This is a genomic window from Kitasatospora sp. Xyl93, from assembly GCF_055383135.1.
Genome location: NZ_AP029185.1, coordinates 3,743,381 through 3,769,880 on the forward strand (window position 1 = coordinate 3,743,381; position 26,500 = coordinate 3,769,880).

General features: G+C 75.2%; 23 protein-coding genes. 10 read left to right on the plus strand and 13 right to left on the minus strand.

Annotated elements, in window-relative coordinates:
- Positions 1–3 precede the first annotated feature (3 nt).
- The 6 genes from ACZ5GH_RS16655 to ACZ5GH_RS16680 form a co-directional block, all read right to left on the minus strand.
- Complete coding sequence (locus ACZ5GH_RS16655) at positions 4–1,281, minus strand: C40 family peptidase (RefSeq protein ID WP_464334601.1); 1,278 nt, start codon at positions 1,279–1,281, stop codon at positions 4–6.
- A gap of 280 nt (positions 1,282–1,561) precedes the next feature.
- Positions 1,562–2,644, minus strand: a complete 1,083-nt coding sequence (locus ACZ5GH_RS16660) for a hypothetical protein (RefSeq protein ID WP_464334602.1) — start codon at positions 2,642–2,644, stop codon at positions 1,562–1,564.
- An 88-nt stretch (positions 2,645–2,732) separates the two neighbouring features.
- Positions 2,733–4,529 (minus strand): threonine/serine exporter family protein, encoded by a 1,797-nt coding sequence (locus ACZ5GH_RS16665; protein ID WP_387752725.1) that lies wholly within the window; start codon positions 4,527–4,529, stop codon positions 2,733–2,735.
- Positions 4,530–4,735: 206 nt separating this feature from the next.
- Positions 4,736–5,389, minus strand: coding sequence for a DedA family protein (locus ACZ5GH_RS16670; RefSeq protein WP_387752723.1), 654 nt, complete (start codon positions 5,387–5,389; stop codon positions 4,736–4,738).
- Between the two features lie 196 nt (positions 5,390–5,585).
- Entirely contained in the window at positions 5,586–7,955 is a 2,370-nt protein-coding gene (locus tag ACZ5GH_RS16675; RefSeq protein ID WP_464334603.1) for a hypothetical protein, read from the minus strand.
- Between the two features lie 61 nt (positions 7,956–8,016).
- Positions 8,017–9,951, minus strand: a complete 1,935-nt coding sequence (locus ACZ5GH_RS16680; protein ID WP_464334604.1) for an ATP-binding protein — start codon at positions 9,949–9,951, stop codon at positions 8,017–8,019.
- Between the two features lie 267 nt (positions 9,952–10,218).
- Here ACZ5GH_RS16680 and ACZ5GH_RS16685 point away from each other — a divergent pair, with 267 nt between their 5' ends.
- Positions 10,219–10,542 carry a hypothetical protein gene (locus ACZ5GH_RS16685; RefSeq protein WP_464334605.1) on the plus strand — a complete coding sequence of 108 codons (324 nt, stop codon included), beginning with the start codon at positions 10,219–10,221 and terminating at the stop codon, positions 10,540–10,542.
- Here ACZ5GH_RS16685 and ACZ5GH_RS16690 read toward each other — a convergent pair.
- Entirely contained in the window at positions 10,539–11,702 is a 1,164-nt protein-coding gene (locus ACZ5GH_RS16690; protein ID WP_464334606.1) for a TetR/AcrR family transcriptional regulator, read from the minus strand. The genes ACZ5GH_RS16685 and ACZ5GH_RS16690 overlap by 4 nt on opposite strands.
- A 277-nt stretch (positions 11,703–11,979) precedes the next feature.
- Here ACZ5GH_RS16690 and ACZ5GH_RS16695 point away from each other — a divergent pair, with 277 nt between their 5' ends.
- Complete coding sequence (locus ACZ5GH_RS16695; RefSeq protein WP_387752709.1) at positions 11,980–13,137, plus strand: acyl-CoA dehydrogenase family protein; 1,158 nt, start codon at positions 11,980–11,982, stop codon at positions 13,135–13,137.
- Positions 13,138–13,243: 106 nt separating this feature from the next.
- On the opposite strand, the gene ACZ5GH_RS16700 is transcribed toward ACZ5GH_RS16695, so the two are convergent.
- Complete coding sequence (locus ACZ5GH_RS16700; RefSeq protein WP_387752706.1) at positions 13,244–13,510, minus strand: hypothetical protein; 267 nt, start codon at positions 13,508–13,510, stop codon at positions 13,244–13,246.
- A 211-nt stretch (positions 13,511–13,721) separates the two neighbouring features.
- Between ACZ5GH_RS16700 and ACZ5GH_RS16705 the strand changes: the two genes are divergently transcribed.
- Positions 13,722–14,039, plus strand: coding sequence for a cupin domain-containing protein (locus ACZ5GH_RS16705; protein ID WP_387752703.1), 318 nt, complete (start codon positions 13,722–13,724; stop codon positions 14,037–14,039).
- On the opposite strand, the gene ACZ5GH_RS16710 is transcribed toward ACZ5GH_RS16705, so the two are convergent.
- Positions 14,029–14,634, minus strand: coding sequence for a TetR/AcrR family transcriptional regulator (locus tag ACZ5GH_RS16710; RefSeq protein WP_387752700.1), 606 nt, complete (start codon positions 14,632–14,634; stop codon positions 14,029–14,031). The two genes, ACZ5GH_RS16705 and ACZ5GH_RS16710, sit on opposite strands and share 11 nt — an antisense overlap.
- A gap of 122 nt (positions 14,635–14,756) precedes the next feature.
- Here ACZ5GH_RS16710 and ACZ5GH_RS16715 point away from each other — a divergent pair, with 122 nt between their 5' ends.
- From ACZ5GH_RS16715 to ACZ5GH_RS16735, 5 genes are all read left to right on the plus strand, one after another.
- Positions 14,757–16,313 (plus strand): MFS transporter, encoded by a 1,557-nt coding sequence (locus ACZ5GH_RS16715; protein ID WP_464334607.1) that lies wholly within the window; start codon positions 14,757–14,759, stop codon positions 16,311–16,313.
- 226 nt (positions 16,314–16,539) lie between these two features.
- Complete coding sequence (locus tag ACZ5GH_RS16720; protein WP_387752695.1) at positions 16,540–17,175, plus strand: class I SAM-dependent methyltransferase; 636 nt, start codon at positions 16,540–16,542, stop codon at positions 17,173–17,175.
- Between the two features lie 243 nt (positions 17,176–17,418).
- On the plus strand, positions 17,419–17,709 hold the full coding sequence (gene tatA / locus ACZ5GH_RS16725) for a Sec-independent protein translocase subunit TatA (RefSeq protein WP_359825912.1): 291 nt from the start codon (positions 17,419–17,421) through the stop codon (positions 17,707–17,709).
- Between the two features lie 397 nt (positions 17,710–18,106).
- Positions 18,107–18,628 carry an ion channel gene (locus ACZ5GH_RS16730; protein ID WP_387752692.1) on the plus strand — a complete coding sequence of 174 codons (522 nt, stop codon included), beginning with the start codon at positions 18,107–18,109 and terminating at the stop codon, positions 18,626–18,628.
- Between the two features lie 275 nt (positions 18,629–18,903).
- Positions 18,904–19,614 (plus strand): class I SAM-dependent methyltransferase, encoded by a 711-nt coding sequence (locus ACZ5GH_RS16735; protein ID WP_387752690.1) that lies wholly within the window; start codon positions 18,904–18,906, stop codon positions 19,612–19,614.
- Between the two features lie 220 nt (positions 19,615–19,834).
- On the opposite strand, the gene ACZ5GH_RS16740 is transcribed toward ACZ5GH_RS16735, so the two are convergent.
- From ACZ5GH_RS16740 to ACZ5GH_RS16755, 4 genes are all read right to left on the minus strand, one after another.
- On the minus strand, positions 19,835–20,209 hold the full coding sequence (locus ACZ5GH_RS16740) for a VOC family protein (protein ID WP_464334608.1): 375 nt from the start codon (positions 20,207–20,209) through the stop codon (positions 19,835–19,837).
- 62 nt (positions 20,210–20,271) lie between these two features.
- Positions 20,272–21,849 (minus strand): protein kinase domain-containing protein, encoded by a 1,578-nt coding sequence (locus ACZ5GH_RS16745; protein ID WP_464334609.1) that lies wholly within the window; start codon positions 21,847–21,849, stop codon positions 20,272–20,274.
- Between the two features lie 402 nt (positions 21,850–22,251).
- Positions 22,252–23,361 carry a hypothetical protein gene (locus ACZ5GH_RS16750; RefSeq protein ID WP_464334610.1) on the minus strand — a complete coding sequence of 370 codons (1,110 nt, stop codon included), beginning with the start codon at positions 23,359–23,361 and terminating at the stop codon, positions 22,252–22,254.
- Positions 23,358–24,221, minus strand: a complete 864-nt coding sequence (locus ACZ5GH_RS16755) for an RNA polymerase sigma factor (protein WP_387752679.1) — start codon at positions 24,219–24,221, stop codon at positions 23,358–23,360. Before ACZ5GH_RS16755 ends, ACZ5GH_RS16750 begins: the two co-directional genes overlap by 4 nt.
- 455 nt (positions 24,222–24,676) lie before the next feature.
- Between ACZ5GH_RS16755 and ACZ5GH_RS16760 the strand changes: the two genes are divergently transcribed.
- Both ACZ5GH_RS16760 and ACZ5GH_RS16765 read left to right on the plus strand, forming a co-directional pair.
- Complete coding sequence (locus tag ACZ5GH_RS16760; RefSeq protein ID WP_387752676.1) at positions 24,677–25,369, plus strand: hypothetical protein; 693 nt, start codon at positions 24,677–24,679, stop codon at positions 25,367–25,369.
- Positions 25,370–25,543: 174 nt separating this feature from the next.
- Positions 25,544–26,281 (plus strand): VC0807 family protein, encoded by a 738-nt coding sequence (locus ACZ5GH_RS16765; RefSeq protein WP_387752674.1) that lies wholly within the window; start codon positions 25,544–25,546, stop codon positions 26,279–26,281.
- Positions 26,282–26,500 lie beyond the last annotated feature (219 nt).

A 26,500-nucleotide genomic window follows, 5' to 3' on the forward strand; every position in this document is an offset into this window, starting at 1 on the left:
CGGCTACGGCCTGGCGTAGAAGTCCGGGGTGCCCATGATCCAGAGGCTGGCCTGCTTGACCGGCATGCCGGCCCGCGGGGCCTCGATCATCTGGTCGTCGCCGACGTAGAGCCCGACGTGGTGGATGTCGGCGGCGCGGCCGGTGGTGCTCCAGAAGACGAGGTCGCCCAGCCGCAGTTGGCGGTAGCCGATCGGGGTGCTCCGGGCGTACTGGTCGGCGGCGAAGTGGTTGAGCTGCCGGCCCCCCTCGCGCCAGGCCATCATGGTCAGCCCGGAGCAGTCGTAGCCGCCCGGGCCCTCGCCGCCCCAGACGTAGGGCAGGCCGATCCTGGACCTGGCGAAGGCGACGGCGGCGGCCGCGCCCTCGGCCGACCACGGGCGGACGGGGGGCGGCGCGGCCTGGGCCTTCGCGGCTCTCTCCGCCGCGGCGGCGGCCCGGGCGGCGGCCTCGGCCTCGCGGGCGGCGATCGCCTCCAGCGCCTCGCGGCGTCGGCGCTCCAGCTCGACGGTGGTGTTGCGGGCGGCAGCCAGTTCGACGAGCAGTTGCTCGCGGCGACGGGCGGCGGCGGCCACCTCCACCTGCTGGGCGGCGAGCCGCTGTTCGGCGCGGCCCCGGGCCGCGCCGACCTCGGCGGCGGCCCTCCCGGCGGCCTCGGTGGCGGCCCGGGTGGCGGCGGAGGCACTGCGGGCGGCGGCGGCCGTGGAGGTGGCCGCGTCCAGGATCTGCCGGGTGCGCTCGCCGACCTGGCCGACCGCGGCGGCCCGGTCGCCCGCCTCGCGCGGGCCGTGGGCGCCGAGCAGCGCGTCGAGGGCGGACAGCTCGGCGCCCGCGCCCTGCCGGTACGTCTCGGCCGCGAGCCGGGCCGCGTCCTCGGCGGCGGCCGCCCGCTCGGCCTCGGCGGCGGCGGCGCGCTGCGCGGCGGCGTCCTCCTCGGCGCGGGCCCGGGTGAGGGCGAGCTGGGCGCCGTTGTAGGCCTCGACAGCCTGTTCGGTGGTGCGCGCGGCCCGGTCCAGCTCGGTCCGGGCGGCGGTGAGCGCGTCCTCCAGGGTGTCGGCCGAGGAGGCCTTGCGCTCGGCGTCGGCCCGGGCCCGGTCGATCTCCTCGGTGGTCGGGTACGCCTCCTCTCCCCCGGCCCGGCCGGTCGCCGGATCGACGGCCCGGCCGGTCGCCGGGTCGACGGCCACCGGTTCGCCGGGCGTCGGCACGGCCTGGGCGGCGGGGAGCAGCCCGAGCAGGACGGTGAGGGAGAACAGGACGGTCGGCAGGAGCCTGCGCGCCACGCGACATCCCTTCTGACGGGTCCGGAGGGGACGGCGTCGGACGGTGCGCGGCGTCCGGGCGGGCGGCGGCCCGGGGATCGGCGGGGTCCGATGAATCATCCCATCACGTGACAGAACGGTCACATGAGGATCATGTTCTCAATTCCGGCTGGCTCCATGCCTGGAAAGCGCTCCGCCGGTCGGGTGACCATCGGATGATCCGACCCATCCTCGACCGTGGCCCGCACCCCAGGTCGGGCGCGGGAGCAGGAGCAAGTGCAGGAGCAGGCGGAGCGGCGGGCTACCGCCCTGTCCGGCGGGTGTGCGTCCGCAACCGGGGGTGCCGCGCGGGCCGGCTCTCCAGCCCGGTCGGAGCGACGGCGACGGCCCGGCTGCGCCCGGCCCGAACGGTACGGCGGCGCTGCTGCGCCAGCCGGGAGCGGACCGGAGCGGCCTCGACCACTCCGGACGCCGGGTCCGCCGCACCCCCGGCCCTTCCGACCGCCCCCGCGGCGGCGGCCGAGCGGCGGTCGGCCAGCCGGGCCTGACGGCGGGCCAGCGCCCGGGCGGCGTGCGCGTCGAGGTGGGCGGTGGCCCGGGCGGCCATCCGCTCGGCCACCCGGTGCGCGGCCGGGTGGTTGGCCGGGACCTTGTCGGGCGCCCCGGCGATCAGGTCGAAGAGCCAGGTGCGGGCCCGGTCCGCGCGCCGGTGCAGCAGGCGCTCGCGCCGCAGCGCACGCGCCCGGCGGCGGGGGCGCGCGGCGTACCGCCAGCGGGCCCACGGGCTGCTCGGGCGGCCCAGCCGGATCGCACCGATCCAGGACAGGCCGGGGACCATGATCCCGAGCAGGCCGGTCCACACCTTGCCCTTGAGCAGGGTGATCACCGAGGCCAGCGCGTTCACCGAGATGACCGTGATCAGGCCCCACCTGGTCTCCTCGCCCGGCACCACGCCGAGCGGCACGTACCCGACCAGCAGCAGGGAGGTGAACAGGATGCCGAAGATCACCGCGTCCACCGACTTGCGGCCCTGTTCGCTCCAGTACACGTCGTCCAGGTGCAGGATCAGCGCGAACTCGTCCAGCACCAGGCCGCAGCCGATGCCGAAGGCCAGCCCGAACCAGTCGATCCACGGGTGCCCGCCGTAGGTGGCGAACACCCCGATGCCGCCGAGCAGCAGGAAGCCCAGGCCGAACACCATGTGGTGGATGTGCAGGCCGCCCGGGGTCACGTTGCCCGGCCACCAGCGCACCTGGGCGCGGATCATCCGGACGCTGAAGCGGATGAAGACGAAGGAGGTGATGAATCCGACCAGCAGCAGGAACAGCGGTTGCTTGTGGGCGGCGACGATGTGGTCGCGGTAGCCGTCCAGCAGTGTCGTCATGGGTCTTACCTTCGTTCCTGGTGCTGCGTGCTGGCTGCCGTGACGTGGCCCGGGCCCGGATCGCCCCCGGCGGCGGGCCGGCGTCCGGTCAGAAGCCCCGGGTGCGCTTGGCCGCCCGGCGCGGCATCACCGGGTAGAGCGACGGGCGCTCGGCGCCGACCGGCAGCTTCAGGAACAGCCGGGCTATCTCCCCGCCCAGGTTCACCCCGACGGCCAGCGCCATCGCGATCGCCGCCGCCCGGAAGACCGACACCAGGCCGGCACTGGAGTGCCCCTGGGCGAAGGCGAGCATCCCGAGGTAGAGCGCCGAACCGGGCATCAGCGGGCCGATCGCCGCGGTCACGTACGGCAGCGCCGAGCCGTTGCGGTAGCGCGCCATCAGCTGGCCGAACAGGCCGACCAGTCCGGCCGCCACGCCGGTGGCCGCGATCGGGTTGACCCCCGCGTTGTACACCAGCGCGCCGTAGCTGGCCCAGCCGATGCCGCTGTTGACGGTGACCAGGGCCAGCGTGCGGCGGTCGGTCTGCAGCAGCGTCGCGAAGGCCAGGGTCAGCAGCATCGCGGCGACCATCTGGACCGGCGGGTAGCTGACGCCCGCGAGGCTCTCGTCCGGGCGCAGGTTCGCCTCGAAGCCGACCCCCAGGTAGAGGATCACCATCACCCCGATCACGATGCCCGCGACCAGGTAGACCACCTCCAGCAGACGGGCCGCGGCGGTGATGTAGAAGCCGGTCAGACCGTCCTGCACGGCGGCGACCAGGGCGCGCCCCGGCAGCAGGGCGAACAGCCCGCCGGTGATCACGACCGACCCGCGCAGGCCCCAGTCGTTGAGCGACAGGACGATGCCGGACGCGGCGGCCGGCATCGCCGCCGCCACGAACTGGTAGAACTCCGGCAGCCGGCGCCGGGCCAGCGCCGAGGCCAGCCGGTCGCCGAGGACGGCCGCGACGAAGGCGCTCGCGAACACCAGCCAGGCCTTGTCGTCCATCCGCCCGCCGACCAGGAAGGTGGCCGCGCCGGCCAGCAGGCCGGTGGTCAGGGCGAGGAACCAGGCCGGGTACGGGTGCCGGTTGCGGCGGATCGCCGCGAGCCGGCGGTAGGCGTCGTTGACCGTCACCTTCTCCGCGGTGATGTCCGCGACCAGCTCGTACACCGCGTCGAGCCGGGTGTAGTCGGAGGTGCGACGGCGCACCACGCGGTCGGCGGTGACCGGCGGCTCGACCAGCGACGGCTGGTACGAGATGCCGATCAGGGTGAAGGTGACCTGGGGCTCGCAGCGGTCCAGCCGGTAGGCGTGGGCGATGCCGAGCATCGCCGCCTCGACGTCCTCGGCCGCCTCGCCGCTGGCCAGCAGCAGCTCGCCGATGCGCAGCGTCAGGTCGAGGATGCGCGGGACGTTGCGGGTGACGGACGCGGAGGGGTGCATCTCCCGGGCGGTGCGCTCGAAGGCGGGCCGCTCGGACATCGGGGTGCGCAGCAGGGTGCGCATCCGGTCCGGCCAGGGGACCTCGCCGGGGGCGCCGGCGGTCAGGTCCGGGACGGGGATGCCGGTGGGCGGGGTGTAGCCGGCCGCCCGCCACTCCTCGGGGGTGAGGGTGTCCTCGGCGACCGAACGGCGGCGCACCGGGCGCTCGGCCTCGGCCCGCCCGGTGTCGAGCCGTCCAGCGTCGGCCCGCCCGGTGTCGACGCGTCCGGTGTCGGCCCGGCCGGTGTCGAGCCGGGCCGACGACGCGGGCACCGGCTCGGGAGTCCGCTGCGGCTCGGGGGCCAGCAGGCCCTTGGTCTCCGGGACGGGCGGGGCGAGCGGGACGACGACGGTGGGTTCGACCGGCGGGGCGGGGTGGCCGAGCAGGCCCTCGGTGGGCGGGGCGTCGGCAGGGTGCACCGGCTTCGGGGGTGCCTGCCGCGCCTGTCGGACCGCCCGGCCTCCCCTCGCCCGCTTGCCCGCACCCGGTCGGCCCCGCTTAGGCACTTCCGCTCCTTGCCGCCCCTGGTGGCCGCCGGCCACCGCTCGATCTCGGGTTACACCTTGCCTGATCGAACAGCCGGACGCACATGTACGCGGCGTCACGTGGCCGGAGCGGCGGACGCCTACCCGGCGCGGTGGCGGGCGGTGCCGGCCGCGCCGGAACGGCGGGCCCGCAGCAGCTCGATCGCCACCGGGATCACCGAGACCAGCACGATGCCGACCAGGATGGCCTCGATGTTGTCCCGGACGAACGGGATCTGCCCCAGGAAGTAGCCGAGCACGGTGACGCCGCCGCCCCAGAGCACGCCGCCGATCACGTTGAACAGCACGAAGGTGCGGTAGTTCATCCTGCTCACCCCGGCGACGATCGGGGTGAAGGTGCGGACGATCGGCACGAAGCGGGCCAGCACGATCGCCTTGGGGCCGTGCCGGTCGAAGAAGGCGGCGGCCTTCTCGACGTTCTCCTGCTTGAAGACCCGGGAGTCGGGACGGCGGAAGAGGCTGGGGCCGACCTTGCGGCCGAAGAGGTAGCCGACCTGGTCCCCGGCCACCGCGGCGGCCACGATCAGCACGCAGATCAGCCAGAGCGGCTGGTGCAGGTAGGTGCCGCCGGCCACCAGCAGGCCGGTGGTGAACAGCAGCGAGTCACCCGGCAGGAAGAAGCCGATCAGCAGACCGGACTCGGCGAAGACGATGGCCAGGATGCCGATCGGGCCGAAGGTGGAGATCAGGGTGGTCGGATCGAGCCAGGACGGGCCGAGGGCGAGGCTGGTCACGGTGCGGGCACTCCGGGAGGTCGAGTCTTGGCAATGAGACAGTAAAGCATTGACAAAGACTCGGCTCGGGGCTGGATGGTTCCCGGCCGGACGTGCGGGCGGCCAGGGGCGGGAGGCCGGCGGGTCCCGGGCCGCGTACGCGCGCACGGCCCCGGCGGGGCCGGGAGCCCGCCGGGGCCGTGCGGTCGTCGGTCGGTCAGAGCCCGTAGCGCTCGACGGTCTCCTCGTGCCGGGCGAGGTCCGCGCCGGCCGCCTTGGCCAGCTCCGGCCAGGCGAGCGGGTGCGCCCAGCCGTCGGTCAGCCGCCGCAGCAGGGCGTCGGCCTCGGCGGCCGAGGCGGTCGGCGGGACGCCGAGGGCGGCGTAGACGCCGGGCAGGGTGTCGCCGCCGTCCGCCGGGTCGGTGATCCGGTACTCGTCCCCGCTGTACACCCAGACCGCGTACCCGGCGTCGTGCAGCTCCTCGCGCAGTGCCGACCACGCCTCGTCGCCGGGCCAGCCGCCGTCGATCCAGTAGGTGGTGTACCCGGCCGGGTCGAGCAGGGTGAGCAGTTCGAAGACCGGGCGCCAGCGGTGCCGCTCCTCCTCCGGGGCGTCCTCGGCCGGCGGGCGCTCCAGCAGGGCCGGGGCGAAGACCACGACGTCGCCGTGGTTGAGCGTCAGGTCGTCGCCGAGCACCGGCAGGATGCGCGCGGTGGCCGGACCGGTCCGCAGGGCGGGCAGGTCGGACGTCGCGCCGTTGGTGCGGGTGGCGCGGACGGTGACCAGCTGCCACTCCTCGTCGACCGGGCCCTCCGGTTCGTCGAACTCGATGTCGAGCAGCGCGCCGGTGGAGCGGACCACGGCCCAGTCCCGGTTGGCGGTGGCCGCGGTGATCAGGTGCCACAGGTCCGGCTCCTGGACCGTCCGGTGGCCGTCCTCCTCCTCGCCCTCCTCCTCGGCGGCGCCGGCCGGTGCCGCGCGCTCCAGCAGCTCCTGGTACATCCTCTGCGCGGTGGCGTGGTCGCCCAGCTCGGTGGCGGCGTGGGCGGCGAGGCGGCGGGTGTTGAGCACCTCGTCGTCCAGCGCCAGGATCGCCCGGCACTGCTCCAGCGCCTCGGCCCAGCGGCCCTCGGCGGCGGCCCAGCGGGCGCGTATCCAGTGCCCGTCGGCCGGGGCGGAGACGGCCACCCGGTCGGCGAGGCGGCGGATGCCCTCGGCGTCCCGGGCGTCGATCAGCATCTCGCCGAGCGCGCCGGTCAGCTCGCGGTCCTCCGGGTCGTCCTCCAGGTACCGCCACAGCACGTCGGCCGCGGCCCGGGCGTGGCCGAGGCCGCCCAGCACCGTCGCCAGGAGCACCGCCAGTTCGGTGGCGCCGGCCTGCACGCCCTGGTACCGGTCCAGGGCGACGGAGAGCAGGTCGGCGCCGGTCTCGTAGGGCACCCGGAGCTCGGCCAAGTGCGCCGCCAGCCTGCCCGGCGGGACGGGCAGCTCGGGCTCCGGCAGTGCCTCGGCGGCCGCGCGCAGGGCCGCGACCTGCTCCGACACGCCGTCGGTGCGCCGCAGCCGGGTGAGCTTGCGCTCCCCGGTCGCGGCGAGGGTCAGCGCCACCGTGCGGGCGCCGCGGGCGAGCGCGAGCCGACCCGCCGCCAGCAGCAGGTCGACGCACGGGCGGTGTGCGCCGACGCCGTCCAGGTACCCGACCCAGCCGGCCAGGACGGCGCCCAGCTCGGCGTCGTTCTCCTGGACGCCGGCCGCGACCAGCAGCTCGACCGTCTGCGTCCAGGCTCCGCGCAGGTCCGCGTGCCGGTCGGCCTCGGCCCGCTCGGGCAGCAGGGCGAGCGCCTCCTCGGTGCGGCCGAGCGAGGCGAGGGCGCGGGCCCTCAGCAGGGCGCCCCAGCGCTGGTCGCGCTCGTCCAGCCGGCGGCCCTGCGCCTGCTCGGCCCGCTCGGCCGTCGCGAGCAGCTCCAGCACCTCCTCGTGCCGGCCCAGCAGGTGCAGGGTGCCGGCCCGGGCGTGGTGGAAGCGGAGCGAGACCTGCTGGCCGGCCGCCCGCATCCGGTTGGCCGCGGAGTCCAGGTAGTCCAGCGCCTCGGCCGCCCGGCCGTCGTCCTCCAGCGCGTCGGAGTACTCGCGGGAGAGGCAGTCGTAGCAGGCCCGGGCGGGCTCGATCCGGTCCAGCGTCTCGCCGACCACGGCGAGGCGCTCGGCCACGTACCCCGGCCCGTCGACCCGGGCGTGGCAGATGGCGAAGTCCTGCACCACGCAGACGGACTGCGGGCAGCCCGCCGTCTCCTCCCGGTGCGCGAAGTCCAGCAGGTCGACCGCCTCGGGAAGCACCGCCTCGCCCTGCTGGCGCTTGTTCAGCAGGTTCTGCATCCGCCAGTGCCGCAGGTAGACCTCGACCCAGGGCAGCCCGAGGGCCCGGGCGGCGGCCACCGCCTCCGGGTAGAGCGCGTCCAGCTGCTCGTTGCGCCCCGCGGTGGCGTGCTCGGGCAGCTCGACGATGGCGTCGGCCAGCCGGTGGTGGCCGGCCTCGGCCAGCTGCCGGTGGGTGTCGCGCACCCAGGCCCAGATGTCGGCGGTCATGTCCGTTCCCCCTGCGTCGTGCTGATGAGTTGTCTACCGCACCCCACTGACAATCCGCCGGTCACGGCTCCTCCGAGAGGGCGCCGGGGCTGTCCGGGACCTCCGGCAGGCCGGCCGGGACGGCGGCGGTCAGGGCGGAGACCGCGGTGCCGATGCCGGCCAGCGCGGCGGTGAGGTCGCCCTCGGCCGGGCCGGACGAGGCCGCGGCCATGATCACCTTGATCGAGCGGAGCAGCCCGGCCGCGGTCGCGCTGCCGGTGTGCCCGGCACGGTAGGCGGCCAGCAGGTCCTGCACCGCCGGACTGGCCAGGTTGAGGTACAGCCGGGCCCGGACCCCGCCGTCGGTGCGGGCGGTGAAGGCGCGGGCCAGCCGCAGGGCGGCGGACGGTATCCGGGCGTCCGCCTGGTCATCCTCGATCCGGGCCTTCAGCTCGGCCTCGCGGTCCGGCACCAGCACCAGCGGCAGGCCGGGCGGGTCGAAGCGGGCCGGGACGAGCTGCTCGCCCGGGTCGGCGAGGGCGCCGGCCAGCCAGGCCGACTCGTGCGCCGGCAGCGGGCGCTCCGGGTCGCGGAACAGCTCGCGGTCGCCCTGCTCGCTGCCCAGCTCGACCACCCGGCAGCCGCGCAGCTGGGCGTAGCGGCGCAGGAACGGCAGGACGGCGTAGCGGTCGCCGCGGGCGATCGGCACCCGCATCGCCCGGTACAGCATCTCCTCGAAACCGCCGCCGCTGCCGAGCGCGACGTGCACCGCGCCGCCGCCCGCCGCGCGCAGCGCGCCGGCCGTGAGGTCGCCCTGCGAGGTGGGCACCGGGACGTCGTCGGCGAGCAGGGTGAACAGCCGCTCGTCGCAGAGCGCGGCTCCGAGCAGGTCGTTGCCGTGCCGGGTGAGAATGCGGCGCCAGGCGGCGGGCCGCATCCGGGCGGTCTCGTACAGGCCGTCCACGATGGCGTCGGTGAGGGCCTGCCGGAGCGCGTGGTAGTGCTCGTCGCGCTGGAGGTCCTCGCGGCTGGCGGTGGGGGTGAGCCGGTTGGACTCGACCACGCCGCCGATGAACCCGGCCCAGCGGGGCAGCAGGTCGCGGGCGTCCTCGGCGAGCAGCATGCCGCGCAGGTAGACGGCGAGGTCGCGGTTGTCGCTGCTGCCGTAGGTGCCGCCGTCCTGGACCCAGAGCAGGCCGACCGCGTCGGTGCCGCCCCCGACGGCCCCCTCCCCCTCGGCCTTCGCCTCGACGGGCAGCACCGGGAAGGCGGTGAGCGGCTCGAAGCGGCGGCCGAAGGCGGTGGCGAAGCGCATCCGGGCGGCGTACTGGTCCCCCTCCACGGCCTGCCGCCAGGGCACCTCGACGGAGTTGACCGGCTGGTCGTCCTCGCCGACGTAGACCGGGATCGGCAGCAGCACGCAGTAGCGGCCGAGCACGTCGCGCAGGACGTCCTCGTCGGCGAGGTGGCCGTGCTCGGCCTTGAGCGCCAGCTCGACCACCGTGCCCGGGCGGGGCCGGGCGGGCACCGGCTCGACCCGGTACTGCTCGCCGCCGCGGCTGCGGTAGCGGTGGCCGAGCCGCGGTTCGCGGTGCGAGGTGGTGGTGACGGTGACCTCGTCGGCGACCGAGAAGGCGGAGAGGAAGCCCAGGCCGAAGGCGCCGATCAGCTCCTGGTTGCCGGTCAGCTCGCGCAGCATCCGGGTGTAGCCGGTGCCGACGGTGGCCAGGTAGGAGTGGATCTCGGGCTCGGTGAGGCCGGCGCCGGTGTCCTCGATGGCGACGGTCCGCCGGGCGGCGTCGGCGCGCACCCGGATCAGCGGGTCGTGGTCGCCGTCCGGGTCCTCCAGGAGCCGGCGGGTGTGCGAGTCGTGCGCGTTCTGGACGAGTTCGCGCAGGGCGACCAGCGGGGTGGAGTAGAGGTGGGTGGCGAGGACGTTCACCAGGCCGCCGAGATCGACCTCGGTCGTGCGCAGTTCCTCGGCGGGGGTGGGCTCGGGCGGGGCACCGTCAGACATGGGGCCCCAGTGTGCCAGTGCGACTATCCGGCGACCATTTCTTTCTTCCGGACCTCGCCCCGGCGAATGACGGGGAACGACGGGGAATGACGGAATGCGGTCAGCTCCTCATTGACCAGCCCTCCACCATCGGGGGAATTGCCATCCGTCCGGTGGAGTTCGTCCACCCCACTGGTGAATGCTGAAGCCGCGACGTCAGGCCTTGGCGCCCCGGAGCGGCCACTCCGGACGACGCCACCATTCGCACGTCCAGTTCAGGAGACCAGCGTGTCCCGTATTCGCACAGCCGCCGCCGTCACCGCCCTCGGGGCGTTCCTCCTCGCCGGTCTCGGTGCCGCCACCGCGCACGCCGACGACGGCGCCGGTGCGATCGACCGCTCCAACGGCAGCGCGGTGAACAACGCCGGCTCCGGCAACATCATCGGCGACGTCCACGGCAACGTGGTCGGCACCCAGCAGACGGCCACCGGTTCGGGCGCTAGCAACCAGCACAACGGCGTCGCGGTGACGGGCAACAGCGGGAACGTCGGCGTCCTCCAGGGCAACGGCAACGGCGACGCCGGCGCCCAGGCCCCCCGCCCGGTCCGCTAGCCGGGCCCGTCCCCGGGGATCCCCAGCACCGCCCGGCCGAGCCGCAGCAGGCAGTCCCCCAGGTCCGGCCGGGCGCTGTGCGGGCGGTTCCGCACCCCGTCGTTGACCAGCGCGAACAGCGCGTGCACCCGGATCCGGGCGGCCGCCGGGTCGCAGTCCGGGTGCACCTGCCGCAGCAGCCCGACCCAGGTGCGCAGGAAGTCCCGCCGGAAGTCCACCGCGGCCCGGCGGTCGGGCGGGGCCAGCCGCTCCGTCTCGCTGAGCATCGCGCCCAGGTAGTCCCCGTTGCGCAGCGCGAAGCCGACGTACGCGCCCAGCCCGGCCCCGAGCGCCGCCCCGGGCCCGGCGGCGGCCGCGATCGCGCCGTCCACCTCGTGCCAGAGCCGCTCCCGGCTGCGCACCAGCGAGGCGGCGAGCAGCTCGGCCTTGCTGTCGAAGTGCCGGTACACACTGGGCCCGGAGATGCCGACGGCGGCGCCGAGCTGGTCGGTGCTGACGTTGTCGAAACCGCGTTGGTGGAACAGCCGCACGGCCGCCGCGAGCAGTTCCTCCCGGCGCGCCCGCGGCCTGGCCCCCGGCGCCGGTACGACGACTGGCCCCGCGGCCGTACCGTCCAGGGAGACCGCGAGGACGGCCGCGACCAGCTCGCGCAGCAGCGCCTCGGCCCGTCGGGGCTGCGGCGCCGCCGACTGGTAGGAGAGACCGGCGCAGGCCGACAGCGCCGACCAGCACAGCAATTCGGCGTCCCGGTCCGCGAGTTCCGGCCGTTCCGCGCGCAGCACCGCGACCATCAGGGCGACGTCGGCGCGCAGTTCGCGGCGCAGCGCCGCCCGCCGGGCCGGCGGCAGCAGCCGGGCGTCGCGCTGCACCAGGGTGCCGAGCGGGCGGTGGCCGACCGCGACGGCGGCCAGCGCGGCACCGAGGTCGGCGGTGGTGCGGGCCGGACGCAGGCCTTCGGCGAGCGCGTCCAGGCCCAACCGGACGGCGCGGTCGAGCAGTTCGGGCTTGCCCCGGAAGTGCCGGTAGAGCGCGGGCGCGGTGATGCCGACGCCGGCGGCGACCTCGGTCATCGAGACCTGGTGGTAGCCGCTCCGGTGGAAGCGGTCGGCGGCCACGGCCAGGATCTGGGCGCGCCGCCCGGGCGGCCGTCGGACCACCATGACGAGCCTCCCTCCCCTTCGGCCGGGTGCCTGGCCGGTACCGGGCGCCGGTACCGGGCCGGCACCGGAGCGACGCCGGGACCGGCCTGGGCCGGCGTCGACGGAAGGCTAGCAAGGATTCACTTCGCACCCCCGCCGGCCGTACTCCGCACGGCGTTCTTGCCCCTGGCCGACTCTGGACAGCCGAAGCTACCCCGGATTAACTTGTGGGGCCATCACCAGGCATGTTCCGCCCCGGCCGGCAGCCCCGGCCGGTGCCGTCGAAGGGAGCGCCGCCGTGCGCCGCACCGTGTTCAACGAGGACCACGAGGCCTTCCGGGAGACCATCCGGGACTTCATCGCCAACGAGGTCGTCCCGGTCTACGAGAGCTGGGAGGCCGACGGCCACCCGCCGCGCGACTTCTACCGGCAGCTCGGCGCGCTCGGCGTCTACGGCATCGAGGTGCCGGAGGAGTACGGCGGCGCGGGCGAGAGCGGGTTCAAGTACCAGGCGGTGATCGCCGAGGAGACCGCCCGGGCGGGCGTGAGCTTCGGGTCCTCCGGCGTGCACACCGGCCTGGTGCTGCCGTACCTGCTGGAGTACGCGAACGAGGAGCAGAAGCGTCGCTGGCTGCCCGGCTTCGTCTCCGGCGACATCATGACCGCGATCGCGATGACCGAGCCGGGCGCCGGCTCCGACCTCGCGGGCATCACCACCACCGCGCGGCTCTCCGAGGACGGCACCCACTACGTCCTGAACGGCGCCAAGACCTTCATCACCGGCGGCGTGCTGGCCGACCTGGTCCTGGTGGTCTGCCGCACCGCCCCCTACGACCCGGACAACCGCCGGGCCGGGCTGTCCATCCTCTGCGTGGACACCACCTCCGAGGGCTACACCGTCGGCCGCAAGCTCCAGAAGATCGGCCTGCGCACCTCGGACACCGCCGAGCTGGCGTTCAGCGACGTCCGGGTGCCGGTGGAGAACCTGCTCGGCGAGGAGGGCCGGGCCTTCTCCTACCTGACCCACAACCTGGTGCAGGAGCGGCTGGCGATCGCCGTCGGCGCGTACGCGGCGGCCGCGGCGGCGGTGCGGTTCGCGGTGCAGTACGTCAAGGACCGCAAGGTGTTCGGCAAGGCGGTGGCCGAGTTCCAGAACACCAAGTTCACCCTGGCCGACTGCGAGGCCCAGGTGGTGGCGCAGCAGTCGATGGTGGACCGGGCGCTGGAGCTGTACCAGGACGGCGAGCTGACCGTCGCGGACGCCGCCGCGGCGAAGCTGTTCTGCACCGAGTCGGCCTCCACCGTGATCGACAAGTGCCTGCAGCTGCACGGTGGTTACGGCTACATCCTGGAGTACCCGATCGCCCGGCTCTACACCGACAACCGGGTGTTCCGGATCTACGGCGGCACCAGCGAGGTCATGCGCAGCATCATCGCCAAGTCGCTCGGGCTGTAGGCCCGTTCGGGTCGCCGGGGAGACGGCGGGGCGAGCCCTTGGGCCCGCCCTGCCGGGGCCGCCCGGTCGGGCCCGGCCGTGTCGGGCCCGGCCCTGTCGGGCCCGCCTAGTTGGGCGAGCCGTGCTCGGTGCGCCAGGCCTCCCAGCCGGCCGTGGACGCCACCCGCGCCTCGTGCAGGGCCCGTTGGGCGAGGGCGGTCGGCGGGGTCTCCAGGCCGCGCAGCCAGCCGCGGCCCGCGGTGACCAGCGCCACGCAGACCATCGTCGCCCCGGCCGCACTGAGCGCCGTGCCGATCGCGGTGAGCACCGCGCCGCCGGCCAGCAGCGAGCGGTTGACCTGGAACCCGCTGAAGATTCTCTGGTTGGTCGCCATGCCTCCACGATGCGGGCAGTCGGCGGGGCCTGCACCTCGGGCTGCTCGGATGGGACGGCCCGGCCCACGTCGCACGGCTCCCCGCCCGCGCCGGCGACCTCACCCCGGAGTCACGCACGCGCCGGACGGCTCCGGCGCCTCCGGGTGCGGGGCGCCCGGGCGTCCGCGACCCTGGGCACACGGAGCGCCCGCGGAGCGAGGAGGAGGCGCGATGCCCGATCTCGAACAGCTCGCCGTGGAGCACGCCGCCCTGGCGGCCGAGAGCCCGCACGGGCGCAGCGCCCATCTGGTCCTGCACGACGGGATCCTGCGGCAGACCGTGATCGCGCTGACCGCGGGCACCGCGCTGGACGAGCACAACCCGCCCACCGCGGGCAGCGTCCAGGTGCTGCGCGGCCGGGTCTCGCTGACCATCGCCGGCCGGCGGCTGGAGCTGGCGGCCGGCCGCCTGGAGCCCGTCCCACAGGAGCGGCACGGGCTGCTGGCGCACGTCGACTCGGTGGTGCTGCTGACCGCGGTCACCGCGTAGCGGGCGCGGCCTCCACGGGGTTGAGGACGCTGTCGCAGACCAGCCGCAGTCCGCGCAGGAACTCCTGCCCGCTGGGCGCGAGTTCGGGTGCGGCCAGCCACTGGGCGCAGTACCCGGCCAGCAGGGTCTGGTAGAAGGACCCGCGGGCGACCTCCTCCGCGGTGTCCGGCACCTCCGGCAGCCCCTGGAACAGCGCGGCCAGCCCGAGCCGGCCCTCCTTCTGGGCCGCCGCGAAGGCCTGCGCCAGGTCGGGGGCGTGCCCGGCCTGGGCGAGCGCCTCGAACTGGGCCGCCCAGAGCCCGCGGTGCGTGACGAAGACGTCCCGCAGGCCGTCCCAGACGGCCGCGAAGCGCACCTCCGGGTCGTCCGACACCTGGTTGGCGGCGATCACCACCGCGCCCAGGGCGTCCCCCATCTCCCCGATCGCCTCGATCATCGCCGCGTTGAGCAGCGCCTCCTTCGAGCCGAAGTGGTAGCCGATCGCGGCCAGGCTCACCCCGGAGGCGGTCGCGATGTCACGGGCGGTGGTGCGCCCGTAGCCCTTCTCGTACAGGCAGGTCTTGGCACCGGCCATCAGGTCTTCGCGGTTTCCCATGCCCCGATCCTACGGAAGTACTGGACGAATGTCTCGCACGACCGTCTGATGCTTTCGTCTTGCACGAGCGATTTACACATATGTACTAGACAAGCGTCTGACTCATCCGTACGGTCTTGCCCATGACCGCAACCACCGGCCGCGCAGGCCGTCGCGAATGGATCGGCCTGGCCGTCCTCCTGCTCCCGACCCTCGTCCTCACCATGGACATGGGCGTGCTCTTCTTCGCCGTCCCCTACATCTCCACCACGCTGGCGCCGAGCGGCACCCAACAGCTGTGGATCATGGACATGTACTCGTTCGTCCTGGCCGGACTGCTCATCACGATGGGCGCGCTGGGCGACCGGATCGGCCGCCGCCGACTGCTGATGATCGGCGCCGCCGGGTTCGCGGGCGCCTCGCTGCTGGCCGCCTGGTCGCACGACGCCGGGCAGCTGATCGCGGCCCGGGCCGCCCTCGGCGCCGCCGGGGCCACCGTGATGCCCTCGACCCTCGCGCTGATCCGCACCATGTTCCACGACCCCAAGCAGCGGCAGATCGCGCTCGGCGCCTGGGGCGGCATCCTCACCGCCGGGGCCACCCTCGGCCCGGTCGCCGGCGGCCTGCTGCTGGAGCACTACTGGTGGGGCTCGGCCTTCCTGCTCGCCGTCCCGGTGATGGCCCTGGTGCTGCTGACCGCGCCCGTCCTGCTCCCCGAGTACCGCTCCGCCGCCCGCGCCGGCCGCTTCGACCTGCTCGGCGCCGCGCTCTCGCTGGCCGCGGTCCTGCCGCTGGTCTACGGCGTCAAGACGGTCTCCGTCGAGGGCTGGAGCCCGCTGCCCGTAGTCGCCGTCGCCACCGGACTGCTGCTGGCCGGCGCCTTCGTGCGGCGCCAGCGCACCGCCGCGAACCCGCTGATCGACCTGGGCCTGTTCCGGATCCGCACCTTCAGCGGCGCGATCAGCGTCAACACCGTCGCGATGTTCGCGATGATGGGCTTCACCCTCTTCACCTCGCAGTACCTCCAGCTGGTCAAGGGCATGAGCCCGCTGACCGCCTCGCTCTGGTCGCTGGTGCCGAGCGTGGGCGTCGGCGCGGCGGTCGGGATCAGCTCGGCGCTGGCCGGGAAGGTCCGCCCGGCGGTGCTGATGGGCGGCGGCTTCCTGGTCGGCTCGGTGGGCTTCGCGATGATGACCCGGGTCGGCGCGCACTCCCCGCTGCCGCTCGTCCTCACCGCGGCCGGCGTGCTGGCCGCCGGGACGGTCGGCACCATGACGATGACCGCCGAGATGGTCGTCTCCGCCGCTCCGGTCGAGCAGGCCGGCGCCGCCTCCGCCACCTCCGAGACGGCCGTCGAGCTCGGCAGCTCGCTCGGCATCGCCCTGCTCGGCGCGGCCGGCGCCGCGGTCTACCGCCACCGGCTGGACGGCGCCCTGCCGGCCGGGGTCGACGGCGAGGCCGCCACGGCCGCCCAGGACACCCTCGGCGGCGCGGTCACCGTCGCCGCCCAGCTGCCCGGCCGGCTCGGCACCGAGCTGCTGGAGACCGCCCGCACGGCCTTCACCGACGGCCTGCACGTCGCGGCCGTGGTCGGGCTGGTCGCCACCCTGGGCGCCGCGGTCTTGGCCTACCGCCTGATGCGCCACCTCCCGGCCGCCGCCCCCGCACCCGCTCCCGCCCCGGAGACCGTCGCGGCCTGACCCGTCCCGGCCCGATCCACGCGAGTCATCGAGAGCCCCCGTCCACCCCGGGCGGGGGCTCTCCGCCGTCCCCGGCCGGGGCTCTCCGCCGTCCCCGGCCGGGCGGCAGCGCGGCGGGCCGTGGAGTGGCCGGCCGCGCGGCGGGAGTGGGTGGGCCTGGCGCACATGCGGTGTGCGGGCCCGGAACGGCGGGCACCGGGGCGGTCCGGCGTGCCAGGGTGGCGGCATGGGTGCTGACCACGGGCGGGTACGCGGGAGTTACGACACGGTGGCCGAGGAGTACCTGGGGCGGATCGGGGGCGAGCTGGCGCACAAGCCGGTCGACCGGGCGCTGCTCCGGGTGGTCGTCGAGGAGGCGGCCGGCGGGCCGGTGGCGGACCTGGGGTGCGGCCCCGGGCACGTGGCCGGGTGGCTGGCCGAGCAGGGCGCGCGGGTCGTCGGGATCGACCTCTCGCCCCGGATGGTCGAGCTGGCCCGGCGCGAGCAGCCCGGGGCCGTCTTCCGCGCCGGGGACCTGCTGGCGCTGCCCGCCGCCGACGGGGAGTTCGCCGCCGCCGTGGCGCTCTATTCGGTGATCCACCTGGAGCCGGCGGAGCTGACCCCCGCCTTCGCCGAGATGCGCCGGGTGCTGCGGCCCGGCGGGGTGCTGCTGGTCTCCTTCCACCTGGGTTCCGAGGTGCGGCGGATGGAGGAGTGGTGGGGCCACCCGGTCGACGTGGACTTCCACTTCCTGGAGGCCGACACCGTCGCCGCCCACCTCACCGGGGCCGGGTTCACCGTCGAGGCCCGGCTGGAACGGGAGAGCCTGCCCGAGGAGGCCGCCACCCGCCGCGGCTACCTGCTGGCGCGCCGGCCCCGCTGAGCGCCCGGGCCCGCGCCGTTCGTCCACCGAGCGCACGGGCCACGGTCGGCGGGTGTGAGCTTCGGCACCCGGATTCGGCCGTTCGGACGTCGCGTTGCTCGCGATCCGCCCGAACGGCACCTGGTTTTTGGCCAGCGTTTCCCGGCTGGTGTATCCGTTCGCCGTAAGGGCCAGGCATACTGGCCAGCACGGGCGCCAACGCCCGCCATGACCCTAGAGACAAGAAGGGACCGGTGGCCAGGGATGCTGCGTAACGGTCTTGAGCCCTGGCACATTCTCGTGGTGCTGGCGGTCGTCATCCTGCTGTTCGGATCGAAGAAGCTGCCCGAGATGGCCCGTGGTCTGGGCAAGTCCATGCGCATCCTGAAGGCCGAGACGAAGGCCATGCGCGAGGACGACACTCCGGCGGACGCCGCGGCGGGCACCGCGCAGAGCACCGCCGCTCCGCAGCAGAGCGCCGACCGCCCGGCCGCTGTCACGCCGACCAACGTGACCAAGGCCACCGAGACCAAGCGGCCCGAGACGACCGCCTGAGTCCCCGTCTTCTCCGGAGAGCCCCTGGTGAACCACCAGGGGCTCTCCCGCGTTCCGGCGCCCTCCGTGACCGCTCCCGTCGACCGCACCGTCCATCGCTCCGTCAGCCGCTTTGCCCGCCGACGGCGCCGGAGCTGCTGGGCGGGCCGGGCCGAGTGCCCTCCACCGAGCGGGAGGGAGAGGTGCTGGGGCACCTCGCCGACGGGTCGTCCAACGCGGAGATCGCCGGGCGGAGACACCTGGGGTGACATTCGGTGAAGACCCACGTGTCCGGCCTGACGACCAGGAGCGGGCCCCGAACCGGATACGGCCGGCGGTACCGGACGTCCAGCGCGGGCCGGCCTGAGCGGAGCAGTTCGACGGGCGGGCGGCGGCAGCGGCGGGCAGGCTGGGCGGGATGTCCGGGAAACCGCTGCCGCCGGCCGACCTGAGGGCCTGGTTCTGGCTGATCGGCGCGTCCGCGCTGCTGATGGCCGGGTACTTCACGCTGCCGCTGGAATGGCTGGGCGAGCGCCGGCCGCTGGTGAGCTGGCTGGTCTTCGCGGGGGCGCTGGTCGGGATGAGCTGGCTGATGCTGGCCAAGATCGTCGGAGTGCTGCGGGGCACCGCCAGGCGGCCGGTGGTCTGGCTGGTCTTCCTGATCATCCTGGCGCTGACCGTCTTCGCGGGCACGTACTACGTACTGGGCGCGCACAGGGCGGAGTTCGCCGGGCTGGAGACCCGGCTGGACGCGCTGTACTTCACGGTCGTGACGATGGCGACGGTGGGGTACGGGGACATCACCCCGGAGGGGCAGACGGCGCGGCTCGTGGTGACGCTCCAGATCGGGTACAACTTCGTGTTCCTGGCGGCGGCCGCCGGGACGGCGTCCCGGGCGATCCGCGGGAACGTCGAGCGGAGGATCCGCGGGCAGGACTGAGCGCCACCCGACCGGAGCAGCTCGGCCACATTCTTCGCCAGCCCGCCATCAAAGGGTTTTGCTCGACAGCGAGTTGGCGGACGGCCCGGCGCACGGCCGAGGGCTCCGGGCCGGCCGCCGGCACCCGGCCCGCACCGCGGTACGGCCGCCCGGGCCGTTCTGATCCGCGGCGACGCGGTACCCGTAGAGTGGCCTCACGAAATTCTCATGTGCTCGGTCGATCGGACGATGCGTTCCGCGGGCGGCCAGGGAGACCAAGAAGTCCGGGAGGATCCGTGGAAGGCCACGAGGTGCGCAAGCTCGCCGAGCTCGAGGACCGGCACTGGTGGTACAAGGAGCGGCGGATACTGCTGGCGCGGGAGCTCGCCAAGTTCAGCAAGGCGGGCACCGCCCTGGACATCGGCGCCGCGGGCGGGGGCAACACCCGGGTCCTGCGGGCGCACGGTTGGAAGCCGATCGCGGTCGAGTACGGGGCGGAGGGCGCCGAGGTGGCCCGCGACCGCGGACTCGCCGTGATGCGGGCCGACGCCCGCAAGCTCCCCGTCGCCGACGGCGCGGTCGACCTGGTGGTCGCCTTCGACGTGCTGGAGCACATCGAGGAGGACGACGCGGCGATGGCCGAGATCCACCGGGTGCTGCGCCCGGGCGGGGTCGCCCTCATCGCGGTGCCGAGCGACATGAAGCTCTGGTCGGCGCACGACGTCGCGGTCGGCCACGTCCGCCGCTACACCCGCAGCACCCTGCGCGAGGTGGTCGTCGACAGCGGCTTCACCATGGAGACCCTGGACAGCTGGAACGTGCTGCTGCGCCCGGCCGCCGCCTGGCGCCGGAAGAAGAGCACCGGCAGCGACCTGGACGACGTTCCGCCCCTCGTCAACAAGGCGCTGAGCACGGTGATCGCCGCCGAGCGCTACCTGCCGGTCAAGAAGCTGCCCGGCGTCTCCCTGCTGACCCGGGCCCGCAAGCCCCTCACGGCCGCCAAGTAGCAGGCGCCGCCGCGTGGGGACGCCGCCCTGCCGCGTTCCGCCTCGCGCCGCATCGCGCTCCGTCGCGCTCCAACGGCCCCTCGTCTCGCGAGGGGCCGTTTGGCGTGCGCCCGCACCGCTCCGACCCCCGAGGGGCCGACCCGGCCGGCGCCCGCGTCCCGCGTCCGGACGCCGGGCCACCCCACAGTGCTGTCCACAGGCTGTGGACAGCGCTGTGCGTTCAGGAGCGGCTGGTGTCGATGACGCAGAAGCGGTTGCCCTCGGTGTCGGCGAGGACCACGAAGTCCGGGTCCTCGGGGTAGCGGTCCCAGTCGACCCGCTCCGCACCGAGGGCGAGCAGGCGCTCGACCTCGGCGGCCTGGTCGGCGGCGTCCCCCGCGTAGAGGTCGAGGTGGACGCGCGGGTGCTCCTGGACGGGCGACTCGCTGAGCCCCAGGGCGAGTTGCACGCCGCCGCGGCCCGCGGCGGGAACGAGGACCGTCCAGTCGTCCTCGACCAGGCCGCCGCGCGGGACGCAGTCGAGGGCGGCCCTCCAGAAGGCGACGGCGCGGCGCATGTCGGAGACACCGAGGACGAGGGAACCGATCGTCAGCATGGCGCCATTGTGGCCTTCGAGGGGCGCGCACGGACCCGGAACGCCCCGGAACAGGCCCTCCGTCAGTCGTCCTGGAGGTCGGCGGCGGTGTGCAGGGTGGCGAACAGGGCCGACAGCCTGGCGTTCCAGTTGGCGTACGTCGCGACGTCGACGGCGTGCTTCTTGCCCAGGTCCCTGACCACCTTCTGGGCGCTCCTGAGTTCCTGGGCGGCGTCGTCCGGGTTGCCCTCGTTGACGCGTGCCGCTGCGGTGTCGAGGATCTTCAGCAGGTCCGTCTGCTTGTCCCGCTCCTTGCCGACGTGCGCCTGGGCCACCGCCTGGCGGAAGGACTGGATCTGGAGCGCGGCGGGCTGGTTGCGCGGGACGGGCTGGGTCGACGCCGGGGCCGCCGAGGGGGTGGTGGGCGCGGCGGAGGTCACCGCGGAGGACGCGGTGGCGGTCGGCGTCGGAGCGGTGGCGGCCGTGGAGGCCGGGGCGGTGGCCGCGGCCGGCTTTGCGGTGGCCGCCTGGCCGGCCGGTTCGTCGAAGGCGGTGAGGGCCAGCGCGGCGACGCCGGCCAGGCCCACCACGCCCAACGCCCCGAGCACCAGCGGCTTTCGGCGGCTCCGGGCGGGAGCCGGCGCGGATGCCGACGCGGGACCGGGAGCCGGCGCCGCGACGGGGACCGGCGCCATCACCGAGGTGGCGGCGGCCGGCGGCTGGGGCGGCAAGACGGTGGTGTGCTGCTGGTTCGGCACCGCCGCGTGGGGCACCGGCGGCAGCAGCCGGGTAGCCGCCCCGGCCGCGCTCGCGAGCAGCTCCGCCGTCGGGTCACCGACCATCAAGCCCGGTACGGTGCCGAGGAGTTCGGCCCGGGCGGCGGCCGCGTCGGCCGGGCGGTCGGCCGGGTTCTTGGCCAGCAGCCGCAGCACCGCCGCGTCCAGCGCGGGCGGCAGGCCCGGGCGGTGGACGGACGGCGGCAACGGCTGTTCGCTGACGTGCTTGAAGGCGATCGCCACCGGGGTATCGGCGGTGAACGGGGTCGCGCCGGTGAGCATCTCGGTCAGCACGCAGCCGACCGCGTACAGGTCCGTCCGCCCGTCCAGCGCCGAGGCGGTGGCCTGTTCGGGCGAGAGGTAGGCGGCCGTACCGAGCACGCTCGCGGTCTGGGTCAGGTTGCTGGAGGAGCCAGCCCGGGCGATGCCGAAGTCGACGACCTTCACCCCGCCGTCGTCGGTGATCATGATGTTCCCGGGCTTGATGTCCCGGTGCACCAGCCCGGCCGCGTGCGCGACCGACAGCGCCTCGCAGACCGCCGCCGCGATGCCGACGGCGCGCTCCACCGGCAGCGTCCGCTGCTCCGCCAGCAGTGCGGCCAGCGAACGGCCGCTGACCAGCTCCATGACGATGAACGGGGTGCCCTGGTCCACGCCCGAATCGAAGACCATGACGATCCTCGGGTGCACCAGCATGGCCGCGTGCTGGGCCTCCCGGCTGAAGCGCTCGGCGAAGCGGGGGTCGTCGGCGAGGCCGCCGTTCAGGACCTTGACGGCCACCTGGCGTCCCAGCACCCGGTCCACCCCGCGCCAGACGGTGGCCATGCCGCCGACGCCCAGCATGCCGACGAGTTCGTAACGCCCGTTCAGCGCCCGTCCGATCACCTGGAGCTCCCCTCACGTGCCCTGCCCGGGGTTCCGGGCCGCCTCGTGCACCTGTGCACGATAGCCGCACTGCCGAACGGGCCGACCGGGGCGGAGGGCGCGGAGGGTGGCGGTCGGGGGACCGGGCAGCGGTCCCCCGGCCGCCGGCACGGGGGTGCGGCCCGCCCTGACTGCGGGAGGGCGGGCCGCACGTTTCCGGGCCGGCCGGACCGGCGGGCGCGTCCGGGGTGCGCCCAGCGGTCCGGCCGGGGCCGGCCGGGTGGTCGGCGGGCACGGGGGAGCCGACCGGCCACCCGGGGTCTTCGGGTGGTACTGCTACCCGCTGGTGGTGCGGGTGGTGCTGTTCCGGGTGGGCGCCGAGCCCGGGGGGAGTCGCCCGCCGCCCACCCGGAGTTCTGGGGGTTACCTCGCGGCCGACTGTTCGTCGTCGGACCGGTCGGACTTGCTCGGGTGGACGTCCTGGGTGGCGGGAGCGGTCGGTACGGGCGCGACGGTCACGCCGGTCTTGCCGCCCGGCCTGGCACCGGTGCCGCCCGTGTCGTCGCCGTTGCCACCGCCGCCGTTGCCACCGCCGCCGGTGTTGCCGCTCCCGTTGCCGCTCCCGTTGCCGCCGCCGTTCCGGCCGCCGTCGGTGTTCCCCTTGCCGGCTCCGGCGTTCGCTCCGGAACCGGCACCGGTGCCGGTTCGGGCCGGGTCGCGGCCCGGGGTGGTGGCGCCCTGGTGGTCGCCGTCCCCGTCACCGATCGCGGCCGCGCAGTAGTCCGCCACCCGGTCCGCGCCGCCGGCCGCCGCGACCAGCGGGCCGTACAGCGCCTCGCCGGTCAGCCGGGCCGGGCGCTCGCCCTTGGCCGTACGGTCGGCGAAGCCGGTGCAGAGGCCGAGCAGCGCGGGCGGGACGGCCGACCGGCCACCGCGCCCCTCGGCCGACGGGGTGCCGGGCGTCGCGGGGTCGGACGGGACGACCGCCTGCGGTCCGGCGGAGGCGGTGCCGGACGGACTGGCGGAGCCGGACGCCACGGCACCGAACGGGGCCACGCCGACGGACGGGCCGGCGGCCGCCGGGCCCGACGCGGAGCCGGTGGCCGCGCCCTGGCCCGAGAGCCTGCGCTCCGGCGCGGACGGACCGCCGCCCAGCGCGGACGGCAGGTTGCCGGTGCCGGCGGCGACGGCCACACCGCACAGCGCGGTGGTGCCGAGCACGACGGCGGTGGCCTTCGTGCTGAAGGCCCTGGCCAGCGCGGCGGTTGCCATCGGTCGTCTCCGGACGGGGGTCGGTGTCGGTTCGGGCGCGAGACTCGCCTTCCGGAACGCGGCCAGGGCGGCCTCCTCCCCAGCCAGTTCCTCGGCCGTCGCGGGGGCGGCGGCCGCGGCGAGCACCCGGGCGAGCTGCCCGGGACCGCCGTCCGGTCCGGTGAGCGAGGCGTCCTGCCCGGCCGACGGGCCGCCCACGGCACCGCCGAGCAGCTGCTCGGCGGCATCACGGTCGATCCGACGGGATCGGTTGGTGCTCATCTCATGTCCTTCAGCGTCGCGGCCCGGTGTTCTGTCACACCCTGCGGAGAACTTTTTTTCGCGGGTTTCCCCGCGGGTCGCCCGGCGGCCTCTCCCCCGCTCGCTCCGGTGGCGTCTCCGCAGGCTCCGGGGCCCGGTCCGACCCCGGTTCCGGCCGCCGCCGCGCCACCCCGGGCGGCCGGGATGCCGACCCCGGACCCCAGCGGTTCGACCAGCTTGGCCAGCCGCCGCAACCCCCGGTGGGCGGCCATCCGGACGGTGCCGGCCCGCTTGCCGAGCACCCGGGCGGCGCTCTCCGCGTCCAGTTCCATGACCACCCGGAGCAGCACGGCCTCGGCCTGGTCGCGCGGCAGCCGGGAGATCAGGGCCAGCGCGTCCGCGGTGCCGACCGTGGTCAGCGCCGCCCGCGCGGTGTCGTCGCCCGCCGCCAGTTCGACCAGCTGCTCGAAGGGCAGGTCGGTGACCGGACGGCGGCGGCGGGCGCGCAGGTGGTCGAGGGCGCGGTGGCGGGCGATGGTGGCGGCCCAGCCGCGGAAGCCGTCCCCGTCGCCGGAGAAGCCGTGCAGGTCGCGGGCGATCTGCAGCCAGGTCTCGGAGGCGATGTCCTCGGCGTCCTGCACGTCCTCCGGCCGGCCGCCGACCAGGACCCGCAGGTAGCGCAGGAGGGCCGGCTGGACGGTCCGGAACAGCAGCCGGAACGCCTCCTCGTCCCCGCCCTGCGCGTTCCGGACCGCCTCGGTCAGGTCGGGGGGAACGGGGGCCGGGCCCGGTGGCGGGTCGGCGGGTGGTACTGGTCCGGACCGGCCGACGGGGCGGTCGGTGCCCGCTCCGGGGCGCTCTGCACTCTGCACCCCCCACATGATGCGCCATTCGGCGACCACTTCGGCGCCGGCCGAAGGACCGGCCCGGCCGGGGCCAAGGTCCCGGGGACTGCTGCCGTTCGCCCACGGCCCGGCGGGACCCGCCCCGCCTAGGTTGTCGGTAGGCGAAGCAGTCCGGCCGCCGATGTGCGCCGGACGCCGGGTCCGCCGCCGCGTCCGGCCCGCCGCCGCACTCCCGCCGTGACCGATGGCACACGCACGACCCCTGTGGGCCCCGGACGCACGACCCTGCCTGGTTTGAGCCGTCCCGCCGGGGACCAGCACCGACCGGGGGCCGTCTACGACGGGGGCCACCACCGGCGGCCCGATCAGCGGGAGGACCGGCACCCACGACCGGCCGTACGAACGACCGGACCGTACGAACGACCGACCCGACCGACCGGCACGACCCGCATGCACGAACCCACACGACCGACCGGCAGGGAAAGAGCACGATGACGACCGCCCACGAGCTCCACGCGGAGGGCCTGCGCGAGCACCTCGCGCCCGCGCTGCGCGCCCTGGGCCTCACCGGGTGGCGCCGGACCTTCAGCCTGCCGGACGAGTCCCACTGGCTGCTGCTCGGCGTGGTCGAGCGCCCCGCCGCCGACCGGGTGTCCTTCACCTTCGACCTCAGCGTGGTCCGCCGCACCGACTGGACCGTCATGGACCTCCCCGGCCACCGGCCCGATCCGCGCACCCGCTACGGCATCGAGACCTGGCGGGCCCGGATCGGCGAGGTGCTGCCGGTCGGGGAGGACGTCTGGTGGGAGGTGCTGCCCGGGCCGCGCCGGTGGCTCCCGCTGGACGACGCCGTCGCCGCCGTCCGCCACTACGGCCTGCCGGAACTGCGGCGCCGGGCCGAGGCGGACCGCGCCCCCGCCGGGGAGACCTACCTCCTCCCCGCCGAACTGGAGGCGGTCAACGCCGCGCTGCTGACCGCCGCGGTGGCCCGGGTGCAGCGGGCCGAGCTGGCCGACAAGGCGCTGGTGCTGACCGGCGCCTGGACCCGGGGCGACCGCGTCGCCCGGACCGTCCTGGACGGCGTCGCGCGGGGCTTCCTGTCCGCCGGGGACGAGCGCTTCGGCACCGTCCGCTGCCTGGACACCCTGGGCCGCGAGCTGTGGGCCTTCCCCGACTGGGAGTAGCCCCCCGCCGAGAGGCAAGGAACCGCAGGTCGGAGCCGGTGTCACGGCGCGCACCATGACAACTGTCACGCGGATGAGGCAACGGACGGCACTGCTCTGACGGAGGGTCGGACGGAAAGACTGGAGGCACGACGCGGGCAGCGGCCCGCGGCCACCAGTCGGGGAGGAACCACCGTGAGCCAGACCGTCAGCGCCGCTGCCACCAGCACCGCCGCCACCAGCACCGCCACCGCGGGCGCCGCTCACGCCGGGGCGCCCAGCCCGATGGCCTCCGGGCTCCGCCCGCTCGCCCTCGACGTGGCCGCCCCGCTGGCCGGCTACTACCTGCTGCACTCGGCCTTCGGCCTGAGCGAGTTCGCCGCGCTGGCCTGGAGCAGCGCCTTCCCGGCCGCCCGGACGATCCTCGGCCTGCTGGGCGAGCGCAGGCTCAACCTGTGGGCCGCCCTGATGCTGACCGTCAACCTGGCGGGCCTGGCACTGACCTTCGTCACCGGCGACGCCCGGCTGATGATCGCCAAGGACGGCGGACTGAGCGGCACCGTGGCGCTGGCGATCCTGGTCTCCGGCCTGATCGGCCGGTCGGTGATGACCCCGATGCTGATGCCCTTCCTCACCAAGGGCCGGCGAGAGCGCACCGCCGCCTGGCACCGGCTGGTCGAGGGCCGGGCGGCCGGCTCGCGGGCCTTCCGCCGCCACGAGCGCCTGTTCGCGGGCGTCTGGGGCACCGCCCTGCTGGCCGAGTGCGTGGCCCGGGTGGTCGGCGCCTTCACCCTGCCGGTGTCGACCATGGCCTGGCTGTCCACCGTCCTGCTGATCGGCGCGATCGTGGCCGGCTCGGTGTTCGGCCGGATCGCGACCGACCCGATGGAGCGGCTGGTCCGCGCCGAGGCCGAGGCCCCGACCGCCGCCTGACCACCCGGTTCGCCCCACCCCGGCCCGCCCATCCGGCCCGACCACCCGCCCCGGCCACCGGCCCGCCGCCCCCATCCGGGCCGCCACCCCTGAACGGCCGGGCCGCCACGCCCTGAACAGCCGGTTCCCAGGGCTCGAACGGCGAGGAACCATCCGGATCTCCCGGGAGTCGTTACATAACGACGGGGTAACGGGACCCCTGACGAGGAAACGGGGAGC

What these genes read in the sequence shown, in the direction of transcription:
- ACZ5GH_RS16690 (WP_464334606.1), bottom strand. Translation starts at nt 11,702, where the DNA reads ATGGTGGTCCGACGGCCGCCCGGGCGGCGCGCCCAGATCCTGGCCGTG.
- ACZ5GH_RS16740 (WP_464334608.1), bottom strand. Translation starts at nt 20,209, where the DNA reads ATGCTGACGATCGGTTCCCTCGTCCTCGGTGTCTCCGACATGCGCCGC.
- ACZ5GH_RS16675 (WP_464334603.1), bottom strand. Translation starts at nt 7,955, where the DNA reads ATGACCGCCGACATCTGGGCCTGGGTGCGCGACACCCACCGGCAGCTG.
- ACZ5GH_RS16680 (WP_464334604.1), bottom strand. Translation starts at nt 9,951, where the DNA reads ATGTCTGACGGTGCCCCGCCCGAGCCCACCCCCGCCGAGGAACTGCGC.
- ACZ5GH_RS16720 (WP_387752695.1), top strand. Translation starts at nt 16,540, where the DNA reads ATGGGTGCTGACCACGGGCGGGTACGCGGGAGTTACGACACGGTGGCC.
- tatA (WP_359825912.1), top strand. Translation starts at nt 17,419, where the DNA reads ATGCTGCGTAACGGTCTTGAGCCCTGGCACATTCTCGTGGTGCTGGCG.
- ACZ5GH_RS16660 (WP_464334602.1), bottom strand. Translation starts at nt 2,644, where the DNA reads ATGACGACACTGCTGGACGGCTACCGCGACCACATCGTCGCCGCCCAC.
- ACZ5GH_RS16700 (WP_387752706.1), bottom strand. Translation starts at nt 13,510, where the DNA reads ATGGCGACCAACCAGAGAATCTTCAGCGGGTTCCAGGTCAACCGCTCG.
- ACZ5GH_RS16755 (WP_387752679.1), bottom strand. Translation starts at nt 24,221, where the DNA reads ATGTGGGGGGTGCAGAGTGCAGAGCGCCCCGGAGCGGGCACCGACCGC.
- ACZ5GH_RS16715 (WP_464334607.1), top strand. Translation starts at nt 14,757, where the DNA reads ATGACCGCAACCACCGGCCGCGCAGGCCGTCGCGAATGGATCGGCCTG.
- ACZ5GH_RS16750 (WP_464334610.1), bottom strand. Translation starts at nt 23,361, where the DNA reads ATGAGCACCAACCGATCCCGTCGGATCGACCGTGATGCCGCCGAGCAG.
- ACZ5GH_RS16730 (WP_387752692.1), top strand. Translation starts at nt 18,107, where the DNA reads ATGTCCGGGAAACCGCTGCCGCCGGCCGACCTGAGGGCCTGGTTCTGG.
- ACZ5GH_RS16710 (WP_387752700.1), bottom strand. Translation starts at nt 14,634, where the DNA reads ATGGGAAACCGCGAAGACCTGATGGCCGGTGCCAAGACCTGCCTGTAC.
- ACZ5GH_RS16705 (WP_387752703.1), top strand. Translation starts at nt 13,722, where the DNA reads ATGCCCGATCTCGAACAGCTCGCCGTGGAGCACGCCGCCCTGGCGGCC.
- ACZ5GH_RS16760 (WP_387752676.1), top strand. Translation starts at nt 24,677, where the DNA reads ATGACGACCGCCCACGAGCTCCACGCGGAGGGCCTGCGCGAGCACCTC.